Consider the following 24,131-nt stretch of genomic DNA (forward strand, 5'->3'; position numbering starts at 1 on the left):
GTACCCAGTATGAATTGGTTGATGCGAATTTGGTGGAAACACAAGTTTAAAGAGTCACCTTATGCGCACCTATTTGAGCCGCATCGTGGCGAGGAGTATGTTGCGCTAGATTGCGAGACCACAAGCCTAGACCCTCTGCATGCCGAACTGGTCTCTATAGCCGCGACTAAAATTGTAGGTAACCGCGTCTTGACCAGTCAGCCTTTTGAAATCAAGTTGCTCCCACCCGATTCACTGGCGGAAGACTCTGTAAAAGTGCATCAAATACGCCATCAAGATTTGGTGCAAGGCGCCACAGAAGAAGCGGCACTCGATGCTCTGATAAGCTTTATTGGAAACCGACCCATTGTGGGCTATCACATCCGATACGACAAAAAGATCTTAGATTTAGCCTGTATCAAGCATAAAGGATTTCCACTCCCCAATCGCATTATCGAAGTGGCCGATATCTATCACGACAAATTAGAGCAACAGCTTCCAAATGGCTATTTTGACTTAAGTATGGACGCCATTTGTCGACATCTCGACATTCCTATTACCAATAAACATAACGCCTTAGCCGACGCTATTGTGGCGGCGCTTATCTATGTCAGATTAACCCATGGTAGCTTTCCAGCTTTTGCTCATTCGACCTATCCATCGAAGTAATTCACGTTCTTTATCGCAGTGAGCTAACGCTCATTCATCCTAAAGTCTAATTGTCGAAACGCGCCCAGTCATTGAAAGTTATACCACTAGCAAGTCACATAGCAGTAACTTGCGACCTATTCACAAGGAGAGAATAATGAGTGAAGCCCACATTTACCCTGTTAAAGCGTCGATTCAAGCCCAGACCCATGCAGACAACGATACTTACCTAGACATGTACCAGCGTTCGGTCAGCGACCCTGAAGGATTTTGGGCCGAGCACGGAAAAATTGTTGATTGGATCGAACCCTTTACCAAAGTGAAGCAGACCTCATTCGACACTGGCCATGTAGATATTCGCTGGTTTGAAGATGGCAAACTGAATGTATCCGCTAACTGTATCGACCGTCATTTGGCTGAACGTGGTAACGAAGTCGCCATTATCTGGGAAGGTGATGATCCTAACGATGATAAAAAAATCACCTTCAACGAACTGCACAAAGATGTATGTCGCTTTTCAAACGCACTAAAAGCTCAAGGGGTTAAGAAAGGTGATGTTGTTTGTCTCTACATGCCAATGGTCCCTGAAGCTGCTGTAGCCATGCTCGCCTGTACACGTATTGGCGCTGTCCATACCGTTGTATTTGGTGGATTCTCTCCAGAAGCACTTGCTGGACGTATCAATGACTCTGACGCCAAAGTTGTCATTACCGCGGACGAAGGGGTTCGTGGGGGTCGCGCAGTCCCTCTTAAGAAAAATGTCGACCAAGCATTAGAAAACCCAGACGTTAACAGCATCAGCTCTGTTGTCGTATTCAAACGCACTGGTGGTGACGTTGACTGGCATGAAGGCCGTGATGTGTGGTGGCACGAAGCCATTGCTGATGTATCCGACGACTGCCCACCAGAGCCAATGAACGCCGAAGACCCACTGTTCATTCTTTATACCTCTGGCTCAACGGGTAAACCTAAAGGCGTATTACACACTACTGGCGGTTACTTGGTGTACGCAACAATGACCTTCAAATATGTGTTCGATTACCAACCAGGTGAAGTGTTCTGGTGTACCGCTGACGTAGGTTGGATCACCGGCCACACTTACTTAGTGTACGGCCCGCTCTCAAATGGTGCACAAACTATACTTTTTGAAGGCGTACCTAACTACCCTGCAACGAGCCGCATGAGTGAAGTGGTCGATAAGCACCAAGTCAACATATTGTATACCGCACCCACCGCAATTCGAGCTTTGATGGCCAAAGGTGACGAAGCCATCGAAGGTACAACTCGCAGTAGCCTACGCATTATGGGCTCCGTCGGTGAACCTATTAACCCTGAAGCATGGGAATGGTACTACCGCACAATTGGCAACGAAGATTCACCTATTGTCGATACGTGGTGGCAAACCGAAACGGGTGGCATCTTGATCACGCCACTGCCAGGTGCAACCGACCTTAAACCTGGTTCGGCAACGCGCCCATTCTTTGGCGTTCAACCCGCGCTTGTCGACAACATGGGTAATGTCATTGACGGAGCGACAGAGGGTAATTTGGTGATCCTCGATTCGTGGCCGGGTCAAATGCGCACTGTTTATGGCGATCATGAGCGTTTCGAACAAACCTATTTCTCGACCTTTAGAGGCATGTACTTTACTGGTGACGGCGCTCGACGTGACGAAGATGGATACTACTGGATCACCGGTCGTGTCGATGATGTTCTTAATGTGTCTGGTCACCGTATGGGAACCGCTGAGATTGAATCGGCCTTAGTTGCCTTTGATAAAATTGCTGAAGCCGCCATCGTAGGTATTCCTCACGATATTAAAGGCCAAGCTATTTATGCATATATCACTCTTAATGACGGAGAAATCCCATCGGTTGAGCTGCACAAAGAAGTAAAAGATTGGGTGCGTAAAGAGATTGGTCCTATTGCAACTCCTGATGTACTGCATTGGACAGACTCACTGCCGAAAACACGCTCAGGTAAAATTATGCGCCGGATCTTGCGTAAAATTGCCACCGGTGACACGAGCAACCTTGGCGATACTTCAACACTCGCGGATCCAAGCGTAGTAGAGAAGTTAATTGCAGAGAAAGCAGAACTGGCTTAACCCCCCCCCTTTGTAAATCCAGTTCACACAATTTGCATCCTTTTTGGCTCGACTTCTGGTTGAGCCTTTTTTTTGCATCAAAATTGCATCTATTTTTAGTGCGTGAAAATAGGTCAAAAGATTGGCAACTGAACAATATTAGGTTGCTTTCGCATCAAAGGTTGGCACTTAACCAACAGAGCCAAAGGTTGATTAATACTGGGCTCAGGTTGATAACTTAGCTGATAAGACCAGTATTTTGCTGAGATTTGCTGCGAATTCACTATAATATTGCAAAAAATGCAGTTATGTACCAAAATTGCCACTAGTTTCAACGCGACTTTGTCAGTACAACCACTAACTTAGGTTTTGTACCCACGTTAAAGGATTTTAAGAGCACAATGGCAGCAAAATTCAACATTCTGGTTATCAATGGTCCAAATCTCAATCTGCTCGGCACAAGAGAGCCCGGCGTCTATGGTCAGCACACACTGGCACAAATCATTGAAGAACTTGAGCATTTTGCAACTTCAGAGCAAGTCTCATTGTCTCATATACAATCAAATCGCGAATACGAGCTCATAGAGGCCATTCATAACGCACAAAACGACGTGGATTTTATCATCATCAATCCCGCCGCATTTACTCACACTAGTGTGGCCCTTCGAGATGCGCTGTTGGGAGTCTCAATCCCATTCATTGAAGTGCATTTATCGAATGTTCACGCAAGAGAAGAATTCCGTCATCATTCCTATCTCTCCGATGTGGCAGTAGGTGTGATTTGTGGACTCGGCCCTCAGGGCTACGAATTGGCATTGCGTTCAGCAATAAAACAGCTGCACGCCAAATAACAACTAGACTTGCTATGGATTCCATAGCTCCAATAACAAACATTAGAGAACAGATCATGGATATTCGTAAAATAAAAAAACTGATTGAACTTGTGGAAGAGTCTGGCATTTCCGAGCTAGAAATTGCTGAAGGTGAAGAGTCGGTACGTATCAGCCGTCACAGCCCAGCAGCCGCTGCTCCTGTTCAAATGGCAGCGCCGGTAGCCGCGGCTCCAGTAGCGGCAGCTGCACCGGTTGCAGCTGCGGTTGAAGCAGCCCCTGCTGCACCTACTGGTCATCAAGTACTTTCACCAATGGTTGGTACGTTCTACCGTGCTCCAACGCCAGAAGCGAAGCCATTTATTGAAGTTGGCCAAACCGTTGCTGAAGGTGACACTTTGTGCATCGTAGAAGCGATGAAAATGATGAACCAAATCGAATCGGATAAGTCTGGTGTGATCACCGCTATTTTGGTTGAAGATGGTCAACCTGTTGAGTTTGACCAAGCTCTTGTGGTTATCGAATAATAAGGTTTAATTATGTTAGACAAAATTGTCATCGCCAACCGTGGTGAGATCGCGCTACGTATTTTGCGTGCCTGTAAAGAACTAGGCATCAAAACCGTTGCAGTTCATTCGACGGCAGACCGCGACCTTAAACACGTATTGCTAGCTGATGAGACCATCTGTATTGGTCCTGCTCGCGGTATCGATAGCTACCTTAACATCCCACGTATCATCTCTGCAGCTGAAGTTGCAGGCGCTGTTGCGATCCACCCGGGCTACGGTTTCTTGTCAGAAAACGCTGACTTTGCTGAGCAGGTTGAGCAAAGTGGCTTCATTTTTGTTGGCCCTACTGCAGACACCATCCGTTTGATGGGTGACAAAGTGTCCGCCATCAACTCGATGAAAAAAGCAGGCGTACCTTGTGTTCCTGGTTCTGATGGTCCACTCAACGACGATCAAGCTCTTAACAAAGCTCACGCCAAGCGCATTGGATACCCAGTGATCATCAAGGCATCTGGCGGCGGCGGCGGTCGTGGTATGCGCGTTGTTCGCAGCGAGCCTGATCTTATTGAAGCCATCGCTATGACACGTGCAGAAGCTAAAGCTGCGTTTAATAACGACATCGTGTACATGGAGAAATTCCTAGAAAATCCTCGTCACGTTGAAGTACAAGTTATTGCCGATGGCCAAGGTGGAGCTATCCATCTGGGTGAACGTGACTGCTCAATGCAACGTCGTCACCAGAAGGTTGTCGAAGAAGCGCCAGCACCAGGTATTACTGAAGAAATGCGTAAATACATCGGTGAGCGCTGTACACGTGCGTGTATTGAAATTGGTTATCGCGGTGCAGGTACGTTTGAGTTCTTGTACGAAAATGGCGAATTCTATTTCATAGAAATGAATACCCGTATTCAGGTAGAGCACCCAGTGACCGAGATGGTTACGGGCATCGACTTAATCAAGGAGCAACTGCGTGTTGCTGCGGGCCAGCCACTGTCTTTCACACAAGATGACATCAAGTTGCGTGGTCACGCCATTGAGTGCCGTATTAACGCAGAAGATCCAGTGAAATTCCTACCTTGCCCAGGAAAAATTGAGCGTTTCCATGCGCCAGGTGGTATGGGTGTTCGTTGGGATTCTCATATCTATTCTGGATACACGGTTCCTCCGCATTACGATTCAATGATTGGTAAGCTGATTACTTACGGTGAAAACCGTGACGTTGCTATCTCTCGCATGAAAAATGCATTGGGTGAGATGATCGTAACGGGCATTAAAACCAACATCCCACTGCAAGTTGAAATCATGAACGATGAAAACTTCCAGCACGGTGGTGCGAACATCCACTACCTCGAGAAAAAACTCGGTATTCATTAAACCGATGTCATAAAGACTTCAAAGCCCGCCTCGTGCGGGCTTTGTTTTTACTAAGATGAACAAAACTCCCTTTCCTGCTACACTCCTGCCAAATTATTTATAGAGGGCGAATGCCATGCCTTGGATCCAAATAAAACTGAACGCGACCGACGACAATGCAGAAACCATTGGCGATATGCTAATGGAAGAGACTGGCGCTCTATCGGTGACTTTCCTTGACGCGAAAGATACCCCTGTATTTGAGCCTCTCCCTGGCGAAACAAGACTTTGGGGTGATACAGACATCCTTGCCCTCTATGATGCAGAAGCCGACACCTCGTGGATTTTAGAGACAATTAAAGCCTCCAACCTGCTGGCGACAGACTTTGCTCATAAAGTGGAGCAGTTAGAAGACAAAGATTGGGAACGCGAATGGATGGAGAATTTCCACCCAATGAAGTTTGGTGAGCGTCTATGGATCTGCCCAAGCTGGCGTGATATCCCAGAGCCAGATGCCGTCAATGTGATGCTGGATCCTGGTCTTGCCTTTGGCACAGGAACACACCCAACCACTGCGCTCTGTCTCGAATGGCTAGAAAGCCTCGATCTACAAGGTAAAACCGTCATCGATTTTGGGTGTGGCTCGGGCATCTTAGCCATTGCTGCAATCAAATTGGGCGCGGCCAAAGTGATCGGTATTGATATCGACCCTCAAGCAATACTTGCCTCTAAAGATAACGCTGGGCGAAACGGTGTTGCCGACCAGTTGGAACTTTACTTACCAGAAGATCAGCCTGAAGCCCTTCAAGCAGACGTTGTTGTGGCCAACATTTTGGCTGCGCCACTACGAGAATTAAACCAGGTGATCACTTCATTGGTGAAACCGTCTGGCGACTTGGCGATGTCCGGAGTACTAGATACACAGGCTGAAGATGTTGCTAATCATTACTGTGATAGCTTCAAACTTGACCCAATTACCGAACAAAGTGAATGGTGTCGCATCTCTGGAAAGAAAGCTTAATCCACTAATTGACTGATTTTTATACAAAATAGCAAACATTTGCCAATTGACTAAATATTAGTCTTTTCACGCACCGAAAAAATGCGTAAAATGCGCGCCCTTACTACTCAAAACTGTGATCGATGTTTTGAAAATTGGACCGTACACATTGTCAAACAATCTCATCGTCGCACCTATGGCTGGTGTGACCGATAGACCGTTTCGCGAATTGTGCCTTCAATATGGTGCGGGGATGGCCGTCAGTGAAATGATGTCGTCTAACCCCAAAGTATGGAATACATCGAAGTCGAAGCAACGTATGGTGCATGAAGGCGAATCTGGTATTCGTTCTGTGCAAATAGCGGGCTCCGATCCACAGGAAATGGCTGAAGCAGCTCAATTTAGTGTTGAAAACGGTGCGCAAATCATCGACATCAACATGGGTTGTCCGGCCAAGAAAGTAAACAAGAAGTTAGCCGGTTCGGCACTACTGAAGTATCCGGATATCATTGAGAGCATTCTCAAATCAGTAGTGGACGCGGTTGAGGTTCCTGTGACCCTCAAAACTCGAACTGGTTGGGATCCCGACAATAAAAATTGTGTCGAGATTGCCAAACTGGCAGAACAATGTGGCATTCAAGCTTTCGCTCTGCATGGCAGAACAAAAACCTGTATGTACAAAGGGGAAGCCGAATACGACAGCATTCGTGCCGTCAAACAGGCCATTTCGATCCCGGTTATCGCCAATGGAGATATTGATAGCCCAGAAAAGGCCAAGTATGTTCTAGAGACTACTGGAGCAGACGCCCTAATGATTGGACGCCCTGCACAAGGTCGTCCATGGATTTTTAACCAAATCCGTTATTTTTTGGATCACGGCACTCATATGCCCGAGCTTCCAACTTTGGAAGTGAAAAGCATTATGTTGGATCATGTTGCCGCTCTGCATGAGTTTTATGGAGAGTTTTTAGGACCACGTATCGCACGCAAACACGTGGGATGGTACCTAAAAGAGCATGAGACAGCGGTTGAGTTTCGCCGTACCTTCAATGGTATTGAGGCTGCCAACGAGCAACTTGATGTCCTTGAAGCGTATTTTGAAAACGTTGCATCATAATTAGAGAAGAGCTAGACCGAATATGTTCGAACAAAATCTAAATTCAGAAGCACTAACTGTTACTACTGTTACTTCACAAGACCAAATCACACAAAAGCCTTTACGTGATTCAGTCAAAGCTTCTGTCAAAAACTACCTTGCACAGCTTAACGGCCAAGACGTAAACGACCTTTACGAGTTGGTACTGGCTGAAGTTGAACAACCTCTTCTAGATATGATCATGCAGTACACGCGTGGCAATCAGACTCGCGCTGCGAACATGATGGGTATCAACCGTGGTACGCTACGTAAGAAACTTAAAAAATACGGCATGAACTAAACATAGTTAGTTAAGCTACTGATATTAAAGGCTTTATCTTTTGGGGTGAGCCTTTTTTTATACCCAAACCCCAACGAAAACCCCAGATGGATTTTTGCGAAGATAAATCAAACCCCAAATAAATCTCATGTGAAAAAATATGGGGAAAAAAACGCAAAAAGGTTAGGACACTTAGGACGTTAGGACAAAGCATTGTTTTATAAGACTTTTTTAGTGGCCTAACTTGAGAGGGTGTCCTAAGTAGTTAGGACGGTAGTTAGGACAGGTAATGGTGTGGTCAGTACTGCGTGACATATCAATCAAGAAAACAGCCCGACCACATAGATTATCTAAGTAGAGCAACCATAACCAATATAATAGAGAGTTGAACCATAATGACTGCCTCCATTACTTTAATTTGCTCACCGCCATAGTTGTGTACTTGATGGCTTTCTTCTTGGCTGCCTTGTGATGCGCTCCTATTATCTCAGGAGAGTAACGTCTATCCATTACGAAATAGAGGTGCTGGAAGTACTCTGCGCATGCTATCTCTACTAACTTTTCTACTTCGTCATTAGTCATTATTCACCCCTTGTGATCTTGATTGGTCGCTTTGGTTCGTCCACTGTTAGAACGATATTCAATGGCGTTATTCCCCGACTATCGGCAAAATCAAATCTTTCTGATACAGCGTCGTTAAACGCCTGTTCATGGTCTGGATGAACTAGCCACTTGTGATGCCCTGGTCTAGTCTCTCCGTAGTATTCAACGGTCTCTACAGTGCGGTCAGGCTCTCCGTAGTGAATGAAGCAAAGGCATGTTGGTGCTTTGGCTTCTTCCAGTTTCTCAAGTCGTTTAGCTATCTGCGCTTTCATCTTCCAGTGCCTTCAATCGCTGCTCTAGCTCAACCAATTCAAAGATCCGTGCTCGTAGCATGTCAGCATCTAATGAATCTGGTGCTGTAATTGGTTTCAATGGTGGAGCTACACGCTTCAATACCTCAATGATCGCCCACTGCTCACCTTCTTCGACAGCATCTTCCAAACGCTTAACCGCCTTGCTCTGTACTTTCTCACTTATAAACTCCCTCTTATTCTTAGAGTTCTTCGGTCTACCCTTTGGGTTTCCTGATTCACCTTTCTTAAATGCCATTGTTTTTCCTTGTTGTTTACAGTGGTTGAGGGTGGCTCATCCTTGAGCCGAGCGAGTGTTAATCGTTTAGTGCGTCTAAAACTTTGTTCTCTGTGTGAGTAATGTGGAATTTACCCACCTGTGCTTGGTGTGCTTGTGTAGCTGTAGCCTTTAGCTTTCCTGCTGAATCAATCAGGGCATTAACTCGTTCAACTTCTGCGAATGATTTAGGCGCGGCATACTTAGCAAGGCTGGCAACGGCTTCACTATCAAGTCCTGCCATCTTTCCGGCATCTGAACCATGAAGTAATCGCGCAGCTGCTGGGCTTGAGTGAGCTACTTCCAAAAGCTCTGGCGCTGATTTGCCTTGTAGTAATCCAGCTAAGGCAAAATCATTTGGTGTCGGCTTAATTGATGTTTCAAACATCTGCTGGGCTTGTGTGCCTACCTTTAAAAGCTCGTGCCCTACCTGCTCAAATGCTTGATCCAGTTGCTTCTGGTGCTTCTCTAGCTTGTTGAATAGGTCTTGCTTGTCAGAACTAGATACCTTTGCCATGTCGATAGTGTTTAACTTCTCTGAGTACGCTGTGTACGCCTCAGCCTGAGCAATAACGCCATTGAATAGAGTTGTATCGTTTAGTCGTGTACTTACTTTTGCTTGACCTACTAGGTCGTTCATTGAAATGCTCATCTCTGTAATCCCTTGTTATTTGTTGTTTCTATACTGTATATTTTACCACCTGTTTATTTATCCACCCAAGAATACTTCTACAATTATCGAATTAATTATTTATACGGTGAACCCTCATGAATTTGGGGTATAGATTGGGGTTTGTCAGAATTAATAAGCTTTGATTTGCGAGTGAAACCAGTAGATATAAGGACTATAAGACTATGCTTTGTTCATTAATGATTATCAGATACAAAAAAACCGCCCTTTCAAGCGGTTCTGTAATTAGGAAAAGTATCTAGCTAGTGCCTCTATGATCTGGCACATAACACCATAGGCCACACCACCAAACACCAATATCGATAAGACAATACTACTATCCATTCTTGCCTCACTTGTATTCGTAGTGCTCGTTAAATAAGGAATCCATTTCCTCTAGTGGTTTGGTTCTGTAGCAATAACCCCTCTCACCATTAAAAGTCTGTTTGCCTCCATCAGTAAGATCGATCACTTTCTTTAAATAGATACCTAGCTTGTTTGGAGTACAACGGTCATAACCTTGAACGTTCATCTTGTCGCAATAGTCTATGTAAGAGTTAAAGAAACTTCGCTTAGGTATGGTTTGAGCTGTGTCCAAATCAAAAGACAAATTGCCGTCAATTAGTAAGCCATCATCCAGTAGAGATTTAAGCCATACACCCTCACTAGGTAGTGACTCCATTACCTGTTGCTGTGTTGCTTCTGTCTTTGGTGCTTTGCTTAGATTGTATGGTTCAAGATCGTAGTTCTTTAGCAGGTCGAACAGTTGCCCCATTACTTCATCAGATCTAATGTCATTGTATAGCTCTGTGAAATATTCCTTATCCTGCTTCTTATCTTCCGACACTTCCAACACAAAGAAACGTCTTTCATCTTTGGTCTGTGGTACTGCCCAATCATTATTAGTACACATCAAAAAGCGGTGGAAACTATCAACTTCAATAGCGTCTTTTCCTTTGGCTTCAATGGTGACAGTGCTTTCTGTGATAAGGGTTCGGAGCTTGCCAGCATCTTTAGCTGAACCACTCCAGAATGCTTCCTCAATGGTCACAAATAGCTTGTTAGCTAAGTGGCTGTTGAATGCCCCTAGTAAATGTTTACCGTCCTGTACTCGCATTGAGTGCTGTCCTAATAGCCTCTCAAGTAGGATAGAAACCGTGCTCTTTCCTGTGCCTCTAGCCTCTGATTTAAGAACGACACAAACCCCACTCTTTTTCTCTGGCTTCTGGATGATATGAGCCATCCAAGCAAGCAAGTAATAGAAGTGATCGTCATTACCGCAGCAAATGATATTCCTTAAATGCCACATAATATTATCTAGCTTGTCGTCACCCTCTACAGCATCAACGGCAAAGCCTGACCACATATTAAGAAAGCGACTACTAGCACGGTTAGAAGGATCGAACACAACGCCATGATAGGTCTTGCGGTCTATGTCCTTCATCCATAAATCAAAGCAATTAGCCTTCTTTATCTTATCTTCTTGTAGGTGGGTAAAGTTTAGATTCGCATAAAAGGCTCACTTCTGGTGCTCTGGTGTAAATTCATAGCCTACATTGTGCTTGTGGTCTGTGGATTTCTCACACACAAGCGTTTTAGTGCCGTGTTTTACTACTGAATGACTCGCATTAAAGGTATTAACTATCTGTTCGCGGTGCTCTTCTAAGTCCTCATCACTAGCCTTTCGGCATAGGTCTAATAGAGCATCATAAGCCAGTGGTGCTTCTTCATTTCTTACAATATGCAGATAGGTTGGCGCTGTGGTGTTGGTGGTAAAGTAATTAATTGCGTCACTTACTAGGCTAACGTTTGGCTGTCTCTTTCTACCCTGTAAGTTCTCAATTGAATCTGCTTCTTTATTGGCATCTGTTGCGCTATAACCCGCTTGAACCATACATAGATTAATATCATCAGCTATTTGCTTGTTGTTTGGTTGGCCTGTCGGGGTTTGATAAAGGTCTTTGAAGGTGGAAATGATACGTTTGCTAGTAGTATCAGTAATTAGTGAAAGGTTAATTTTGTCAGCGTCAGCATACGAGATAGGCATTTCATGACAGATAGCATCAGCTAACGCCTTTTCATACCGAAACCGCTCATCATTTTTACGTGCCGTTTTAGCCATAATATTATAAACTCTTATTTGTGGGCGGTGGTGAAAGTTTGGTCGCAGACACCAACCGCCATTTTTGGAAAGGGTTCTAGGTTTACTTAGAGCCTTTTTTCATTTCTAGGAACTCACTTCTTTCTGTATCAGTCATCCAGATAACATCCACAGGGTTGGGTGGTACTTGTTTTGTTTTCGGGCAAGGCACTTTAAGGTGAGCCAAGCTAAAAGGTACTCGCTTTCGGTTTAACTCAGACACAAGGCTGTGAAGGTTTCCAATGCCAATGTATCGAGCTTGTCGTGTATCTAATCTAATTCCCTCCATCATTACTCGAGTCACGTAGTGTGTTTGATGTTCGCCTTTCTTTGGCTCTGGTAAACCAAGTTCAAAGCATTCGTCTTTATAAATCAGCGTCATAAAATCTCCTTGGATAACTGACTATGAACAAAATAAATCCCTTTAGTTATTGTTTTTAAAGGCTTTAAACCAATAAAACACCTGAGATTTTTCCTTAAACCCCAATTCAAACGCCATTAGCTGTGGTTTTCAATCCAGCCTTGATAAGAAGATACAGTCCAACCCATAGTGCGGTTGTTCACCTTTACTGGCTGCGGGAATCGTCCCTCTTTAACCATCTTGTAAAGTGTTGGTCGTGCCTTGCCTAACAGGCTCATCATTTCTTTAATACTGATTAACTTTTCTGGTGTCATAACTTTGTCTCCGTTTGTTTTGAATTAAGTATGTCACTTGGCTTAATGAATTAGAGGGGAATAAAAAGTAAAAATATTTTCCCTTACCTTCTCTCGCCTATCAGCTCTGGAGATGCGTTAATTCTTTCAATGATTCGGCTGAAGTTAGTTCTGTACTCAAGTCCTTCTCCATTGTCCCAATCAATATTTGAGCTTTCGGCTTTATGTTTCTCAACCAGTGAATAGTTGTCAGCTCTCCATTTGGAGTGCTCTTTCTCAATGCTTGATGCTTTCATGTCGAATAGAGGGTACTTTTCATGTATCCAAGCAGCAGTTTTTTCACTCGAAAACCGCAACGTGTGCCCTAAAACCTCAGTCATGTACAAAAGCAAAATGTTAGCAAGGCGTTTTACCGCAAGAGTTTTAATGGTTTTCTTTGAGCCAATTGAGTGACCAATAACTCTTTTTAACCTCATCTCTCCAGCTAGAGCCATGTGTAGCTGTGCTACTTCGGGTATTGGTACTTTATTTTTTAGGCAGTAAATAGAAAGGATGTCTAAGTAATCAGGATCTCTAGATACCCGCCAGTTGGTTAACATCTTAAAAATGAATTGGCCTGATGTGTGACTGTCTCCTAGCTCATCTACTAGTGACTGCCTAGTTAACTCGTACTCTCTCCATGAGAGTTTTGACAAGTCCCAAGGCAATTGCGGTATGTGCTCGTAAGGAAAGTCTGCTAGTGCGTTATCTAAATTCATCTAATCCCCACTACGTTTACTTGTGGCTCTACTTCGTTGAGCTTTGCTGTCCAAATATCTAACGCTACTTTCTTCTTTTCTATGTGCTGAGAACGGTTATAAACCGCCATTACTCCACCTAATGCGTGTCCTAGTAATTGCTCAACTACATAAGGTTCAATCTCCATATCGTTTAAGGTGGTGGCAAAGGTTCTTCGTAGGTCGTGAAGCGTCCAAGGTGTCTTATGTCCTAGTCGTTTAAACATGGCGCGACCATACCCTGACACTGCTTCTGGGCTTTTTAACTCACCCAACAGCATCTCGTTTTCAGTGCGTTCTAACAGTGTTTCGATGTAGCCTTTAATGCTTTGAGGGATAGGTCGTTTAATCTCTTGCCCTGTCTTGGAGTTGGCTTTTGGAGTCGTCCAGATCATTTCCTCTAAGTCCCACTCGCTAACCTTTGAGAGCCTTAATTCTTGGGTACGGCAACCAAACACTACCAATAGGTGAATTAGGTTCTTGTAATACCAGTTAGATTTAATGTCCTGCGTCCAATTCCATACGTCCACCAGCTCAGACCAAGATAAAACACGGTCTTTCTTGCCTTGATGCTCTCCAATATCAGCAATATTCAGATCATCTAATGCGGTGCTGTGTGCGTATTGGCGATTACGGCAGTATTTAAGGGCTTGTTTTGCGTTCTGTAGGATGTAGCCACTAGCTTTAGGTGCTGGGCGGTGGTGTGTGCCGTTGGTGACATCATCAAAGACCTTTACCCAGTGGCGAGTCTCACACTGCTCTAATGGAAGGTGTCCGATAAAGGGAAACACATGCTTTTCAAACTGTGCTCTGTGCTTCTCATGGTTTGCTCTGTTCTTAACTGCGTAATTATCTAGCCAGTAGGTAAGGGCTTGCTCTACTGATACGGCAGCCAATATCTTTTCTTTGCCTAGCTTCTTAATGACTTTAGGGTCGTGCCCATCAGCTAGCATCTTCTGACACTTGATAGCCTCTGCCCTAGCCTCTGCCAAACCAACAATAGGATAAACACCAAAGGACAACTCCTTAGCTTTACCGTTGTATTGATAGCGCAGTACAAAAGACAATTTGCCAGTAGGACGATGAAACACGGTTAGACCATCACGATCCGCAATCTTGATAGGTAAGCCATCATGCTTCTTGCCGTGTAGAGATTTAAGTTTCTTATCTGTCAGTGCCATGCCATAAGTCCTGTCCTAATGTGTCCTAACTTCAATTACAACTTGGGACAGTCTAAACCCTTGTATTTAATAGGTTTGTCCTAAGTGTCCTAAGTGTCCTAAGTTAAATTAATACTGTAGATATTTTTAATGGGTCAATTGATTAAACCCCAAACTAAACACCAAAAAATAACTTACTTAAACAAAGATAAAGGGAAACAAAGAGAGACACAATAGAGAGGCATAGCCAGTAGAAACAAGGGATTAGGATAATTAGGGCTAAACGAAGTTAAACATCTGGAAATGCTTATTTCGATAATACGGCATGAACTAATTTCTATTAGCCAGTCTATTGAATTGTAAAGCCCAGCTATTACCGCTGGGCTTTTTCTTGCCTGCTCGTTAGGTAAACGTCTCTAACTCGAATATCTTGTAATTATTACCCATTTTGAAGCGATGCAATCTATTGCTAATCTGTTAATCTATGTCGCACTGCTCGAGCCCAATACACTACATCGTCAACAGTATTGAGTCTTCCGTTCGACAAACTTACGATTGATTGAGTGATTTTCATGCTAAAAAACATCCAAATGGGCATCAACGTGCTGCTTGTAACACTAAATACAGCATGGACCTGCGTTGTCGTTTGCTTCTTGGCCATGGTTAAAATCATCCTACCATTCCGTGTCATTCAGACCACAATGAGCGAATTAGCCAATAAGCAAACCTGGTTATGGGCAACACTCAATCTTTGGATGCTCAACGTCAACAATAATGTCGACTGGCAAATCGAAGGCGGTGAGACCCTCTCACGCAGCCAATGGTACATGCTGCTTTCTAATCACCTGAGTTGGGCAGACATCGTCATACTGTCTTCCGTGATGAAAGACAAAATGCCCATGGTTAAGTTTTTACTTAAGCAAAGCCTTCTCTACGTACCCTTTGTTGGTTTAGCGTGCTGGGGGCTCGATATGCCATTTATGAAGCGCCATTCTCGTGAGTACCTCATTCGACACCCGGAAAGACGTAATGATGACTTTGACGCCATTAAGAAAGCCTGTGACAAATTCAAGTATGTGCCGACGACCATGGTCAGCTTTGCAGAAGGAACACGTGCCACTGAAGAGAAGCTTTCTCGGGCGAAAACGCCGTACCGACATTTGTTGAAGCCTAAAACAGGCGGCGTGGCATTTACTCTCAATGCGATGAGTCAACTGCTCGACGGTGTCGTCGACGTTACCATTGCTTACCCAGAAAATAGGCAGCAACCTTTTAAAGACCTATTGCAGGGCAAGTTAACTCGTGTGGTGGTTAAAATTACGGTTCACAAAATTGATGAAAACTTAAACGGTGACTACTTTAAAGATAAAGCGTTTAAGCGCCGTTTCCATCACTGGCTTAACAATGTTTGGCAAGAAAAAGACGACTATCTCGACTCAGTCTATAACGACAACAAAATCTAACTTTGTGTTCAGTGACGCACCAAAATAGCATTACTTACTATTGGGTTACATGAATGAATATGTGATTTTGAGGGTAAGTAGTCATTTCATTTATCAATGAAATGACTTAATCACGACTAGCACCCTCCACACTTACATTTCCTAACAAATTAAAAGCGGGCGTCATAAGTGACTGCGCGCATTTCTTTGTTAATCCAATATCGCAACACTCGTTCCCAATATTGCCCTTCCTTGCCGGGTAAACGCTTTCCAGGCTATTTGTCATAACGTGGAAAAATACATAGCCACTGACACTTTTTTATCTCATTTAATGGCAGCTTTTGCAGAAATCACTGTAAAATTAATGACACCGTCAAACATTTGTAGGCATACTGCTTGCATTAGAATAGATATTGCGTCGTTGAATTATCAAATAGTTGATAATTTTTCGTATGGAACACGGTATTTTATTGTAAACTACCGAGGCGATCGAACGTACAGATGGAAGAAGAGTAACTCTTATGCGCGCAGAATTTGTAAACCCATTTTTAGCATCTCTCATGAATGTCTTGAAAACTATGGCCTCGATGGAGCTCACTCCACAAAAGCCACGCGTTAAAAAAGACGAGATCGCTCGAGGTGATGTTTCTGGCCTAATTGGTATGGTTGGCCAACAAACCAAAGGTTCGATGTCGATCACCTTTGATGAGAAGCTTGCATTAGAAATCATGCAGAATATGTTGGGCGAACGTCCAAACAGTATCAACGAAGAAGTCACGGACATGGTAGGCGAAATCACCAATATGGTGACTGGTGGTGCCAAACGAATACTCGCTGACAGTGGTTTCGATTTCAATATGGCGACCCCAATAGTGGTATCTGGTAAAGGCCATACCATCCGTCACAAGTGCGAAGGCTCGATTATTATCATGCCGTTTCAGTCGCCTTGGGGTAACGCATTCATCGAAATTTGTTTCGAATAAACATCACTACTTTTCAAAAACGGCTCACTGTTTAGTGGGCCGTTTTTATTTTTAGCTATGTCGTTGCTAAAACGCATAAAAAAGGGGCGACTTTCATCGCCCCTTTGTAGCTCATGACTCAACCTTTAGGGTTAGCCGCGCAATGTTTTAAATGCATTGATTAAGCCATTTGTAGAGTCATCGTGTGAATCGATTGGTGAGTCATCACTTAGCTCTGGCAGTATTTGATTGGCAAGCTGCTTACCAAGTTCAACGCCCCATTGATCGAACGAGAAGATATTCCAAATAACACCTTGAACAAAGATTTTGTGCTCGTACATGGCAATTAGGCTACCTAGTGTACGTGGGTTAATCTGTTTAACCAAAATCGAGTTCGTTGGGCGGTTACCTTCAAATACCTTAAATGGTACAAGATCGGCCATCTCAGCGTCAGTTTTACCCGCTGCGGCAAATTCGGCTTTTACTGTCTCTGCCGTTTTACCAAATGCCAATGCTTCTGTTTGAGCGAAGAAGTTCGACATCAATTTCTGATGATGGTCGCTGATCGCGTTGTGGCTGATTGCCGGAGCAATGAAGTCACATGGGATAAGCTTGGTGCCTTGGTGAATAAGCTGATAGAACGCATGCTGGCCATTTGTACCAGGTTCACCCCAGATGATTGGTCCTGTTTGGTATGTAACTGCATTGCCTTCACGGTCAACGTACTTACCGTTCGATTCCATGTTTCCTTGCTGGAAGTAGGCAGCAAAACGATGCATGTACTGGTCGTAAGGTAGAATGGCTTCTGACTCAGCGCCGTAGAAGTTGTTGTACCATAGACCAATAAGCGCCAGTATCACCGGAATATTGCTCTCTAAAGACTCAGAAGCGAAGTGGTTGTCCATATCGTGAGCGCCGGCTAGAAGCTCAACAAAGTTGTCATAGCCAACACCCAGAGCGATAGACAAGCCAATTGCTGACCATAGTGAATAACGACCACCAACCCAGTCCCAGAACTCGAACATGTTGTCTGTGTCGATACCAAACTCTGAAACCGCAGTTGCGTTGGTAGAAAGAGCGGCAAAGTGCTTAGCAACGTGTGCTTCGTCTTGCGCTGACTCTAGGAACCAGTCACGCGCAGAGTGTGCGTTGGTCATCGTCTCTTGAGTGGTGAATGTTTTTGAAGCCACCAAGAATAAGGTTGTTTCTGGGTTCACTTTCTTCAGCGTCTCAGCAATGTGAGTGCCATCGACGTTTGACACGAAGTGAAGATTTAGGTGGTTTTTGTATGGTGCTAGTGCTTCGGTCACCATGTAAGGACCCAAATCTGAACCACCGATACCAATGTTTACTACATCGGTAATTGCTTGCCCAGTGTAACCTTTCCATTCGCCACCAATCACACGATCAGTGAACGATTTCATTTTTTCTAGAACGGCATTCACCGCTGGCATAACGTCTTTGCCATCAACCATAACAGGTGTATTGCTACGATTACGGAGCGCAGTGTGCAGTACAGCACGGCCTTCTGTTTGGTTAATTTTATCACCAGAGAACATCGCTTTGATTGCGGTATCTAGCTCGGTTTCTTTCGCCAGATTAAACAGCAAATCCATTGTCTCTTGAGTGACAAAGTTCTTTGAGTAATCGACTAACATATCTTGTCCAAAACGTGTTGAGAATTGCTCAAAACGGTTTGTGTCTGATGCGAACAGGTCTTTGAGCTCAACATCTTGAGCTGCTTCAAAATGCGCAGTTAGCGCTTTCCACGCGTTGGTCTGCGTTGGGTTGATGTTTTTCAACATATCAATTTCCTATTTTTTAGGTTTTGCACAACTAAAAGTAGTTCAAAATCTACTTTTGTTGTTTCCCCCGAAGTAAAAAATGAGTTTTTATCGCTGGTTATTCTTATACTTTATAACTTGGAATTATGCCGTAATTTTACTACACACATTTTGAGTCCGGTCACGTAAAAAGGCGTTTTTTGCCTATCTTATCGCTCGATATGTCTAAAATGTAAATAAACAACATTGGAACTCGAACTATGTGGCACCAAACCACCCTAAAACTTGCATCAAGAAAACGTGGATTTCATTTGATCACCGATGAGATTGAGCAAGCGATACCTGAAATTAGACAGCTTAGTGTTGGCCTACTGCACCTGTTTATTCAGCATAGCTCGGCCAGTCTTACTATTAATGAAAATGCTGATCCAACAGTTCGTTTGGACTTTGAGTCACATTTTAATCGGTTTGTTCCAGAAGACGCGCCTTACTATCGCCACACCTATGAAGGCTCGGATGATATGCCCGCTCACATCAAAGCATCCACATTAGGGTGTTCTGTGAGTATACCTATCACAAATGGCCGATTAGCACTGGGAACGTGGCAGGGTGTGTATCTAGGAGAGCATAGAGATCATGGAGGATCCCGAACGATCGTCGCAACATTACAAGGGGAGTAAGTCGTCACCGATAACAGTGACGATTCAATTAGACGTATTCCATCTCGACACGCGACGTTAGCTTGGTCACCAATTCATAAGCGATGGTACCAATGTGCGAAGCAACTTCCTCGGCTGGCAACGATTCACCCCATAAAATAGATTGATCGCCAACTTTATCGGTTGAGTCCGGTCCAAGATCGACCGTTAGCATATCCATTGAAACACGCCCAGCGAGTGGTACTTTTCGTCCATTAACCATGACTGGCGTACCATTGGGAGCTGTACGGGGATAACCATCACCATAGCCAATCGCTATTACACCGACTTTGGTGTCTCTGCTGCTGGTCCAAATCCCGCCGTACCCAACACTTTCGCCCGCTTTGACTTCACGAACAGCAATAAGGTGAGACTTTAGAGTCATCACAGGTCGAAAACCTAGCTCTGCTGCATACTCTTGAGCAAAAGGTGAAATACCGTACATGATGATACCAGCGCGCACCCAATCGTATCGGGACGTCGGCCATTTAAGAAGACCCGCCGACGCCGCTAACGAGCGTTCACCATGGGCGTTGTCTGTCAAAGCGTTAAACCGTGAAATTTGCAACTCTGTAACTGGGTTATCAAGTTCGTCCGCACAGCCAAAATGGCTCATATACCTTAGTGGTTTGGCGACATTAGGACAGCGATGCAGGCGCTCTACGAAGTCATCAAACTGAGTTTCACTCACGCCGAGACGGTGCATACCTGTATCGACTTTTAACCACACAATCACAGGCACATCGAGAGCCGCCTCTTCCAGTGCACGCATTTGCTCTTCACAGTGCACCACGGTTTGAATGTTGTTGGTAACTAAAATAGGCAGATCGGACGCAGAATAAAAGCCTTCCAACAGCAATATCGGTTTCACGATACCACCAGCGCGCAGTTGCAACGCTTCTTCTATTCGAGCCACTCCAAATGCGTCAGCGTGGTTGGCGTGTTTGGCGACTTCCAACAAGCCATGCCCATAGCCGTTGGCTTTCACAACTGCCAACACTTTGCTTTCGGGCGCTGCGTGCTTTATCTGAATTAGATTGTGTTCCAGAGCGCCAAGATTGATCTCCGCAATCGCCGCTTTCATATACGCCATCACGATTAATCCTCGTCGAATGCAGGGCCAGCGTAATCATCAAATCGAGAGTACTGGCCATTAAACACCAATCGAACCGAGCCGATAGGGCCATTACGTTGTTTACCCAAAACGATTTCTGCCGTGCCTTTCATGGGGCTGTCTGGGTTATAGACTTCGTCTCGGTAGATAAACATGATCAAATCGGCATCCTGCTCGATAGAGCCTGATTCACGCAAATCTGAGTTTACCGGGCGTTTATCGGCTCTCTGCTCAAGCGAGCGATTAAGCTGTGATAAAGCGACAACAGGGACATTAAGCTCTTTGGCCAATGCTTTAAGCGAGCGAGAAATCTCGGCGATTTCTAGCGTTCGATTTTCGGTTAACGATGGGACACGCATTAGCTGCAGGTAATCGACCATGATCATCGACAATCCACCATGCTCTCTCGCAATTCGACGCGCGCGCGAACGAACTTCGGTTGGTGTTAAGCCTGAACTGTCATCGATGTACATGTTTTTCTTCTCCATGAGTAACCCCATAGAGGCCGAAATTTTGGCCCAGTCTTCATCTTCAAGCTGGCCGGTTCTGATTTTGGTTTGGTCGACGCGTGATAGCGACGCCAACATACGCATCATGATCTGATCAGAGGGCATCTCTAAAGAAAAAATAAGCACAGGCTTGTCTGATGCCATGGCGGCGTTTTCACACAGATTCATAGCGAACGTGGTTTTACCCATAGAAGGACGCGCCGCGACGATAATGAGATCAGACCCTTGAAGGCCGGCGGTCATTTTATTTAGGTCGGTAAAGCCCGTAGTCACACCCGTCACACCATCTTGCGGTGTTTTAAATAAGATCTCGATGCGTTCCAGAGTTTTTTCTAAAATGGTGTCGACGTTTTGAGGACCTTCATTTTCAGAAGTACGCGCTTCCGCAATCGCAAAGACTTTACTCTCAGCCAGATCCAGCAGGTCTTCAGAGCTACGGCCTTGCGGATCGTAACCCGCATCAGCAATCTCGTTGGCAACACCAATTAGGCTTCTTACTAACGCACGCTCTGCGACAATGTCTGCATAGGCATTGATGTTCGCCGCGCTAGGCGTATTTTTGGCAAGGTCGGTTAGGTAGGCAAATCCCCCGACTTCTTCCAGTTGCTCACGCTTTTCCAAATACTCGGATAGGGTAATCAAATCGAGCGGCTGGCTTTCTTCGAGCAGTGCTTTCACACCCTCAAAAATTACGCGGTGAGGGCGGCTATAAAAATCTTGTGCAATCACTTTTTCTGCAACGCTATCCCAGCGCTCGTTGTCCAACAGCAATCCGCCAATGACAGATTGCTCGGCTTCAATTGAGTGTGGAGGTGCTTTGATTGCGTCGACTTGAGAGTCTTGAATTTGGTTGCTACGTTGTTCAGCCATGATATTTAGGAATGCCCCTTGTCTAGACCCACCATTATACGTTTGCTCTTTAACACGTGTCACCCATTTGCTAAAATCTTTGTTGAGTTAGTGGGTCAAAAATTAACATGGTGCTGACTCTTTAGGTTGTTGAGCGATTACAATTCGCCACAGTTTTCTACTCTATGAGGTGTCTGTGTCCAATAAATGGCTTATTTGTATAGGCTTGTGTGCCAGCACAATGCTAAATGCGAACGAGCAACTTGATACGGATATTGATGCTCCCCCTCCAGAAATCAGTCCATTTAATACTGAAGTCGAGTTTGGCTATCAGGCGTACTCTGGCAACTCCGATTCGCAATCGCTCAATGCGCGGCTTAGCAATGAGTATTTCACCGGTCGTTATCGTTTTAAGGGAGAGTGGAAATATTATCAACTCTATAAAGACGACATAGAAGACAAACGCCAATCGAGTTATGACTTACAAGCGGACTATAAGTTAAGTCAACGAACCTATTTTTATACCAGTTTTACCGGCTATGACTCGCGCTATAGCGCTTACTATAAAGACTATACGCTTTCTAGCGGTATCGGTTATCAGCTAACTAACACCGATAAATTTGGGTTAGAGGTTGAAGCGGGTCCTGGTTTTCGCTCCCAAGATCCCAATTTAGAAGAAATTGGCGATGATGACCTCGTCTTTCCAGAAACGGTTAATGAGCCCATTTTTCGTGGCAATGTATCAGTTCGGTGGCAGGCGATTACATCGCTTTCTTTAGATGGGAATATCACCTTGGTGGGCGGTGAGAGTAATACTCGGTTGGATACTCAATTTGGTCTAACGAACACCATTACAGATGACATCGCGCTAAAACTCGTACACACTCGCCAAAAACACAGCCGCGTCCCTGAAGGGTTAGAAGATACCGATTCTGTCTTCTCGGCGAACTTGTTGTTTATTTTCTAGCAATACCAATCAAAGCAAAAAAAAAAACACCCGCCGAAGCGAGTGTTTTTAAATGCTTTATCGAGTAACGAATTACTCAGCAGGAACTACGTTTAGCTTCACTGCAGCAAAAACTTCTGAGTGAAGTTGGATGCTGATTTCGAATTCACCAGTGTTACGTAGAGCGCCTTCAGGAAGACGAACTTCGCTTTTCGCAACTTCAACGCCAGCTGCAGTAATTGCATCAGCGATGTCACGAGTACCGATAGAACCGAATAGTTTGCCTTCGTCACCGGCTTTAGATTCGATAACAACAGCTTCTAGAGCGTTAACTTTCTCAGCACGAGCTTGTGCAGCTGTCAGTTGCTCAGCAACTTTAGCTTCTAGTTCAGCACGACGAGCTTCGAACATTTCAACGTTGCCTTTAGTCGCCATAACAGCTTTACCCTGAGGGATAAGGAAGTTACGAGCGTAGCCAGATTTAACGTTTACAGTATCGCCAAGACCACCTAGGTTACCGATTTTATCAAGTAGAATAACTTGCATTGTTTAATCCTCTTTAAATAAACCGACCGATTACTGATGCTTGTCAGTGTACGGTAGTAGTGCTAGGTAGCGAGAACGCTTGATAGCGCGCGCTAGTTGACGTTGGTATTTTGCACTTGTGCCAGTGATACGGCTAGGTACAATTTTTCCAGCTTCAGTGATGTAGTTTTTAAGAGTTGCTACGTCTTTGTAATCAATCTCTTGAACGCCTTCTGCAGTAAAACGGCAGAATTTGCGACGACGGAAGAAACGAGCCATGGGCTATCTCCTGATCTAATTGTTAGGACTAATGATTATTCAGCATCTGCAGCAGGAGCTGCTTCTGAACGATCTTGACGGTCTTGACGCGGAGCACGCTCTTGACGCTCTTCTTTCTGCTTAAGCATGATAGAAGGCTCAGTGATAGCTGCTTTAGTGCGCATGATCATGTTACGTAGAACTGCATCGTTGTAACGGAAAGCAGTCTCTAGCTCATCAATTGAAGCTTGCTCAGCTTCTACGTTTAGTAAAACGTAGTGTGCTTTATGCAGCTTGTTGATTGGGTAAGCCAGTTGACGACGGCCCCAATCTTCTAGACGGTGGATAGTTCCGCCAGCTTCAGTGATAGTGTTAGTGTAACGCTCGATCATGCCAGCAACTTGCTCGCTTTGATCAGGGTGCACCATGAATACGATTTCGTAATGACGCATGTTTGCTCCTTACGGATTAGTAGCTTCCAGATAGGCTCAGTCGTCCTGAGGAAGCAAGGAACTTAATGAATTGACTGAGTTTTAAGGACGGCAAATAGTACAGAAAGCGTGCGCTAAGATCAAGGAGAGAATCGGTTAAATCGACGGTTATTTTTGTCACAAGGGAATAAGCAGCGTCGAGTATTTGTATGCGACTGATAGT

At 44.6% G+C, this 24,131-nt stretch carries 28 protein-coding genes; 12 read left to right on the plus strand and 16 right to left on the minus strand.

Annotation, left to right across the window (positions count from 1 at the left end; genetic code table 11):
- Positions 1–9 precede the first annotated feature (9 nt).
- The 8 genes from ST37_RS08295 to fis all read left to right on the plus strand — a co-directional run bounded on the left by ST37_RS08295 (position 10) and on the right by fis (position 7,841).
- Positions 10–648, plus strand: coding sequence for a 3'-5' exonuclease (locus tag ST37_RS08295; RefSeq protein WP_084885399.1), 639 nt, complete (start codon positions 10–12; stop codon positions 646–648).
- 136 nt (positions 649–784) lie between these two features.
- Entirely contained in the window at positions 785–2,734 is a 1,950-nt protein-coding gene (acs, locus tag ST37_RS08300) for an acetate--CoA ligase (RefSeq protein ID WP_084885401.1), read from the plus strand.
- A 380-nt stretch (positions 2,735–3,114) separates the two neighbouring features.
- A complete protein-coding gene (aroQ, locus tag ST37_RS08305; protein ID WP_084885403.1) occupies positions 3,115–3,564 on the plus strand; it encodes a type II 3-dehydroquinate dehydratase in 450 nt (149 codons plus the stop codon).
- A gap of 56 nt (positions 3,565–3,620) precedes the next feature.
- Positions 3,621–4,070, plus strand: a complete 450-nt coding sequence (accB, locus tag ST37_RS08310) for an acetyl-CoA carboxylase biotin carboxyl carrier protein (protein WP_084885404.1) — start codon at positions 3,621–3,623, stop codon at positions 4,068–4,070.
- A 12-nt stretch (positions 4,071–4,082) separates the two neighbouring features.
- Entirely contained in the window at positions 4,083–5,426 is a 1,344-nt protein-coding gene (gene accC / locus ST37_RS08315; protein WP_084885406.1) for an acetyl-CoA carboxylase biotin carboxylase subunit, read from the plus strand.
- Positions 5,427–5,541: 115 nt separating this feature from the next.
- Positions 5,542–6,426, plus strand: coding sequence for a 50S ribosomal protein L11 methyltransferase (prmA, locus tag ST37_RS08320; RefSeq protein ID WP_084885408.1), 885 nt, complete (start codon positions 5,542–5,544; stop codon positions 6,424–6,426).
- A gap of 127 nt (positions 6,427–6,553) precedes the next feature.
- On the plus strand, positions 6,554–7,522 hold the full coding sequence (gene dusB / locus ST37_RS08325; protein WP_084885521.1) for a tRNA dihydrouridine synthase DusB: 969 nt from the start codon (positions 6,554–6,556) through the stop codon (positions 7,520–7,522).
- Positions 7,523–7,544: 22 nt separating this feature from the next.
- On the plus strand, positions 7,545–7,841 hold the full coding sequence (gene fis, locus ST37_RS08330; protein ID WP_084885409.1) for a DNA-binding transcriptional regulator Fis: 297 nt from the start codon (positions 7,545–7,547) through the stop codon (positions 7,839–7,841).
- Positions 7,842–8,228: 387 nt separating this feature from the next.
- Here fis and ST37_RS19970 read toward each other — a convergent pair whose 3' ends face one another.
- The 10 genes from ST37_RS19970 to ST37_RS08370 form a co-directional block, all read right to left on the minus strand.
- Positions 8,229–8,402, minus strand: a complete 174-nt coding sequence (locus ST37_RS19970) for a hypothetical protein (RefSeq protein ID WP_172400957.1) — start codon at positions 8,400–8,402, stop codon at positions 8,229–8,231.
- Positions 8,402–8,695, minus strand: a complete 294-nt coding sequence (locus tag ST37_RS08335) for a hypothetical protein (RefSeq protein ID WP_084885411.1) — start codon at positions 8,693–8,695, stop codon at positions 8,402–8,404. The genes ST37_RS19970 and ST37_RS08335 overlap by 1 nt, the downstream gene beginning before the upstream one ends.
- The gene (locus ST37_RS08340; RefSeq protein WP_084885413.1) at positions 8,676–8,972 is read right to left on the minus strand and encodes a DUF5681 domain-containing protein; all 297 of its coding nucleotides are present in this window, start codon (positions 8,970–8,972) and stop codon (positions 8,676–8,678) included. The genes ST37_RS08335 and ST37_RS08340 overlap by 20 nt, the downstream gene beginning before the upstream one ends.
- Before the next feature lie 58 nt (positions 8,973–9,030).
- Positions 9,031–9,642 (minus strand): hypothetical protein, encoded by a 612-nt coding sequence (locus tag ST37_RS08345; protein WP_084885415.1) that lies wholly within the window; start codon positions 9,640–9,642, stop codon positions 9,031–9,033.
- Positions 9,643–10,012: 370 nt separating this feature from the next.
- Positions 10,013–11,104, minus strand: a complete 1,092-nt coding sequence (locus tag ST37_RS20250) for a DUF5906 domain-containing protein (RefSeq protein WP_242426260.1) — start codon at positions 11,102–11,104, stop codon at positions 10,013–10,015.
- 75 nt (positions 11,105–11,179) lie between these two features.
- Positions 11,180–11,782 carry a hypothetical protein gene (locus tag ST37_RS20255; RefSeq protein ID WP_242426261.1) on the minus strand — a complete coding sequence of 201 codons (603 nt, stop codon included), beginning with the start codon at positions 11,780–11,782 and terminating at the stop codon, positions 11,180–11,182.
- Positions 11,783–11,864: 82 nt separating this feature from the next.
- Positions 11,865–12,182 (minus strand): hypothetical protein, encoded by a 318-nt coding sequence (locus ST37_RS08355; RefSeq protein WP_084885416.1) that lies wholly within the window; start codon positions 12,180–12,182, stop codon positions 11,865–11,867.
- Between the two features lie 116 nt (positions 12,183–12,298).
- A complete protein-coding gene (locus tag ST37_RS08360; RefSeq protein WP_084885418.1) occupies positions 12,299–12,475 on the minus strand; it encodes an AlpA family phage regulatory protein in 177 nt (58 codons plus the stop codon).
- A gap of 83 nt (positions 12,476–12,558) precedes the next feature.
- Complete coding sequence (locus ST37_RS08365) at positions 12,559–13,212, minus strand: hypothetical protein (RefSeq protein WP_084885420.1); 654 nt, start codon at positions 13,210–13,212, stop codon at positions 12,559–12,561.
- On the minus strand, positions 13,209–14,411 hold the full coding sequence (locus ST37_RS08370; protein ID WP_084885422.1) for a site-specific integrase: 1,203 nt from the start codon (positions 14,409–14,411) through the stop codon (positions 13,209–13,211). The genes ST37_RS08365 and ST37_RS08370 overlap by 4 nt, the downstream gene beginning before the upstream one ends.
- Positions 14,412–14,962: 551 nt before the next feature.
- Between ST37_RS08370 and ST37_RS08375 the strand changes: the two genes are divergently transcribed.
- Together ST37_RS08375 and ST37_RS08380 are read left to right on the plus strand one after the other, a co-directional pair.
- Positions 14,963–15,853 (plus strand): acyltransferase, encoded by an 891-nt coding sequence (locus ST37_RS08375; protein ID WP_084885424.1) that lies wholly within the window; start codon positions 14,963–14,965, stop codon positions 15,851–15,853.
- A gap of 500 nt (positions 15,854–16,353) precedes the next feature.
- Positions 16,354–16,815, plus strand: a complete 462-nt coding sequence (locus tag ST37_RS08380) for a chemotaxis protein CheX (RefSeq protein ID WP_084885426.1) — start codon at positions 16,354–16,356, stop codon at positions 16,813–16,815.
- 131 nt (positions 16,816–16,946) lie between these two features.
- Here the strand turns inward: ST37_RS08380 and pgi are convergent, their stop codons facing one another.
- The gene (gene pgi, locus ST37_RS08385; protein WP_084885427.1) at positions 16,947–18,599 is read right to left on the minus strand and encodes a glucose-6-phosphate isomerase; all 1,653 of its coding nucleotides are present in this window, start codon (positions 18,597–18,599) and stop codon (positions 16,947–16,949) included.
- Positions 18,600–18,838: 239 nt separating this feature from the next.
- On the opposite strand from pgi, the gene ST37_RS08390 reads away from it, so the two are divergent.
- Positions 18,839–19,258, plus strand: coding sequence for a secondary thiamine-phosphate synthase enzyme YjbQ (locus ST37_RS08390; RefSeq protein WP_084885429.1), 420 nt, complete (start codon positions 18,839–18,841; stop codon positions 19,256–19,258).
- A gap of 28 nt (positions 19,259–19,286) precedes the next feature.
- Here the strand turns inward: ST37_RS08390 and alr are convergent, their stop codons facing one another.
- A complete protein-coding gene (gene alr, locus ST37_RS08395) occupies positions 19,287–20,369 on the minus strand; it encodes an alanine racemase (protein ID WP_084885431.1) in 1,083 nt (360 codons plus the stop codon).
- A gap of 5 nt (positions 20,370–20,374) precedes the next feature.
- Positions 20,375–21,769 (minus strand): replicative DNA helicase, encoded by a 1,395-nt coding sequence (locus ST37_RS08400; protein ID WP_084885432.1) that lies wholly within the window; start codon positions 21,767–21,769, stop codon positions 20,375–20,377.
- A 220-nt stretch (positions 21,770–21,989) separates the two neighbouring features.
- Here ST37_RS08400 and ST37_RS08405 point away from each other — a divergent pair, with 220 nt between their 5' ends.
- Complete coding sequence (locus ST37_RS08405) at positions 21,990–22,715, plus strand: DUF481 domain-containing protein (RefSeq protein WP_084885522.1); 726 nt, start codon at positions 21,990–21,992, stop codon at positions 22,713–22,715.
- A gap of 72 nt (positions 22,716–22,787) precedes the next feature.
- Here ST37_RS08405 and rplI read toward each other — a convergent pair whose 3' ends face one another.
- The 3 genes from rplI to rpsF are packed head-to-tail and all read right to left on the minus strand — an operon-like array spanning position 22,788 to position 23,929.
- Positions 22,788–23,240, minus strand: a complete 453-nt coding sequence (gene rplI, locus ST37_RS08410; protein ID WP_084885434.1) for a 50S ribosomal protein L9 — start codon at positions 23,238–23,240, stop codon at positions 22,788–22,790.
- A gap of 30 nt (positions 23,241–23,270) precedes the next feature.
- A complete protein-coding gene (gene rpsR, locus ST37_RS08415; RefSeq protein WP_000090472.1) occupies positions 23,271–23,498 on the minus strand; it encodes a 30S ribosomal protein S18 in 228 nt (75 codons plus the stop codon).
- Positions 23,499–23,533: 35 nt separating this feature from the next.
- Entirely contained in the window at positions 23,534–23,929 is a 396-nt protein-coding gene (gene rpsF, locus ST37_RS08420) for a 30S ribosomal protein S6 (RefSeq protein WP_084885436.1), read from the minus strand.
- Positions 23,930–24,131: the final 202 nt, after the last annotated feature.

It is taken from the genome of Vibrio sp. qd031, from assembly GCF_002100145.1.
In the GTDB taxonomy this organism is placed as follows: domain Bacteria; phylum Pseudomonadota; class Gammaproteobacteria; order Enterobacterales; family Vibrionaceae; genus Vibrio.

Coding starts and splice junctions, on each gene's coding strand:
- ST37_RS08295 (WP_084885399.1), top strand. CDS start 10: ATGAATTGGTTGATGCGAATTTGGTGGAAACACAAGTTTAAAGAGTCA.
- acs (WP_084885401.1), top strand. CDS start 785: ATGAGTGAAGCCCACATTTACCCTGTTAAAGCGTCGATTCAAGCCCAG.
- aroQ (WP_084885403.1), top strand. CDS start 3,115: ATGGCAGCAAAATTCAACATTCTGGTTATCAATGGTCCAAATCTCAAT.
- accB (WP_084885404.1), top strand. CDS start 3,621: ATGGATATTCGTAAAATAAAAAAACTGATTGAACTTGTGGAAGAGTCT.
- accC (WP_084885406.1), top strand. CDS start 4,083: ATGTTAGACAAAATTGTCATCGCCAACCGTGGTGAGATCGCGCTACGT.
- prmA (WP_084885408.1), top strand. CDS start 5,542: ATGCCTTGGATCCAAATAAAACTGAACGCGACCGACGACAATGCAGAA.
- fis (WP_084885409.1), top strand. CDS start 7,545: ATGTTCGAACAAAATCTAAATTCAGAAGCACTAACTGTTACTACTGTT.
- ST37_RS19970 (WP_172400957.1), bottom strand. CDS start 8,402: ATGACTAATGACGAAGTAGAAAAGTTAGTAGAGATAGCATGCGCAGAG.
- ST37_RS08335 (WP_084885411.1), bottom strand. CDS start 8,695: ATGAAAGCGCAGATAGCTAAACGACTTGAGAAACTGGAAGAAGCCAAA.
- ST37_RS08340 (WP_084885413.1), bottom strand. CDS start 8,972: ATGGCATTTAAGAAAGGTGAATCAGGAAACCCAAAGGGTAGACCGAAG.
- ST37_RS08345 (WP_084885415.1), bottom strand. CDS start 9,642: ATGAGCATTTCAATGAACGACCTAGTAGGTCAAGCAAAAGTAAGTACA.
- ST37_RS20250 (WP_242426260.1), bottom strand. CDS start 11,104: ATGAAGGACATAGACCGCAAGACCTATCATGGCGTTGTGTTCGATCCT.
- ST37_RS20255 (WP_242426261.1), bottom strand. CDS start 11,782: ATGGCTAAAACGGCACGTAAAAATGATGAGCGGTTTCGGTATGAAAAG.
- ST37_RS08355 (WP_084885416.1), bottom strand. CDS start 12,182: ATGACGCTGATTTATAAAGACGAATGCTTTGAACTTGGTTTACCAGAG.
- ST37_RS08360 (WP_084885418.1), bottom strand. CDS start 12,475: ATGACACCAGAAAAGTTAATCAGTATTAAAGAAATGATGAGCCTGTTA.
- ST37_RS08365 (WP_084885420.1), bottom strand. CDS start 13,212: ATGAATTTAGATAACGCACTAGCAGACTTTCCTTACGAGCACATACCG.
- ST37_RS08370 (WP_084885422.1), bottom strand. CDS start 14,411: ATGGCACTGACAGATAAGAAACTTAAATCTCTACACGGCAAGAAGCAT.
- ST37_RS08375 (WP_084885424.1), top strand. CDS start 14,963: ATGCTAAAAAACATCCAAATGGGCATCAACGTGCTGCTTGTAACACTA.
- ST37_RS08380 (WP_084885426.1), top strand. CDS start 16,354: ATGCGCGCAGAATTTGTAAACCCATTTTTAGCATCTCTCATGAATGTC.
- pgi (WP_084885427.1), bottom strand. CDS start 18,599: ATGTTGAAAAACATCAACCCAACGCAGACCAACGCGTGGAAAGCGCTA.
- ST37_RS08390 (WP_084885429.1), top strand. CDS start 18,839: ATGTGGCACCAAACCACCCTAAAACTTGCATCAAGAAAACGTGGATTT.
- alr (WP_084885431.1), bottom strand. CDS start 20,369: ATGGCGTATATGAAAGCGGCGATTGCGGAGATCAATCTTGGCGCTCTG.
- ST37_RS08400 (WP_084885432.1), bottom strand. CDS start 21,769: ATGGCTGAACAACGTAGCAACCAAATTCAAGACTCTCAAGTCGACGCA.
- ST37_RS08405 (WP_084885522.1), top strand. CDS start 21,990: ATGCTAAATGCGAACGAGCAACTTGATACGGATATTGATGCTCCCCCT.
- rplI (WP_084885434.1), bottom strand. CDS start 23,240: ATGCAAGTTATTCTACTTGATAAAATCGGTAACCTAGGTGGTCTTGGC.
- rpsR (WP_000090472.1), bottom strand. CDS start 23,498: ATGGCTCGTTTCTTCCGTCGTCGCAAATTCTGCCGTTTTACTGCAGAA.
- rpsF (WP_084885436.1), bottom strand. CDS start 23,929: ATGCGTCATTACGAAATCGTATTCATGGTGCACCCTGATCAAAGCGAG.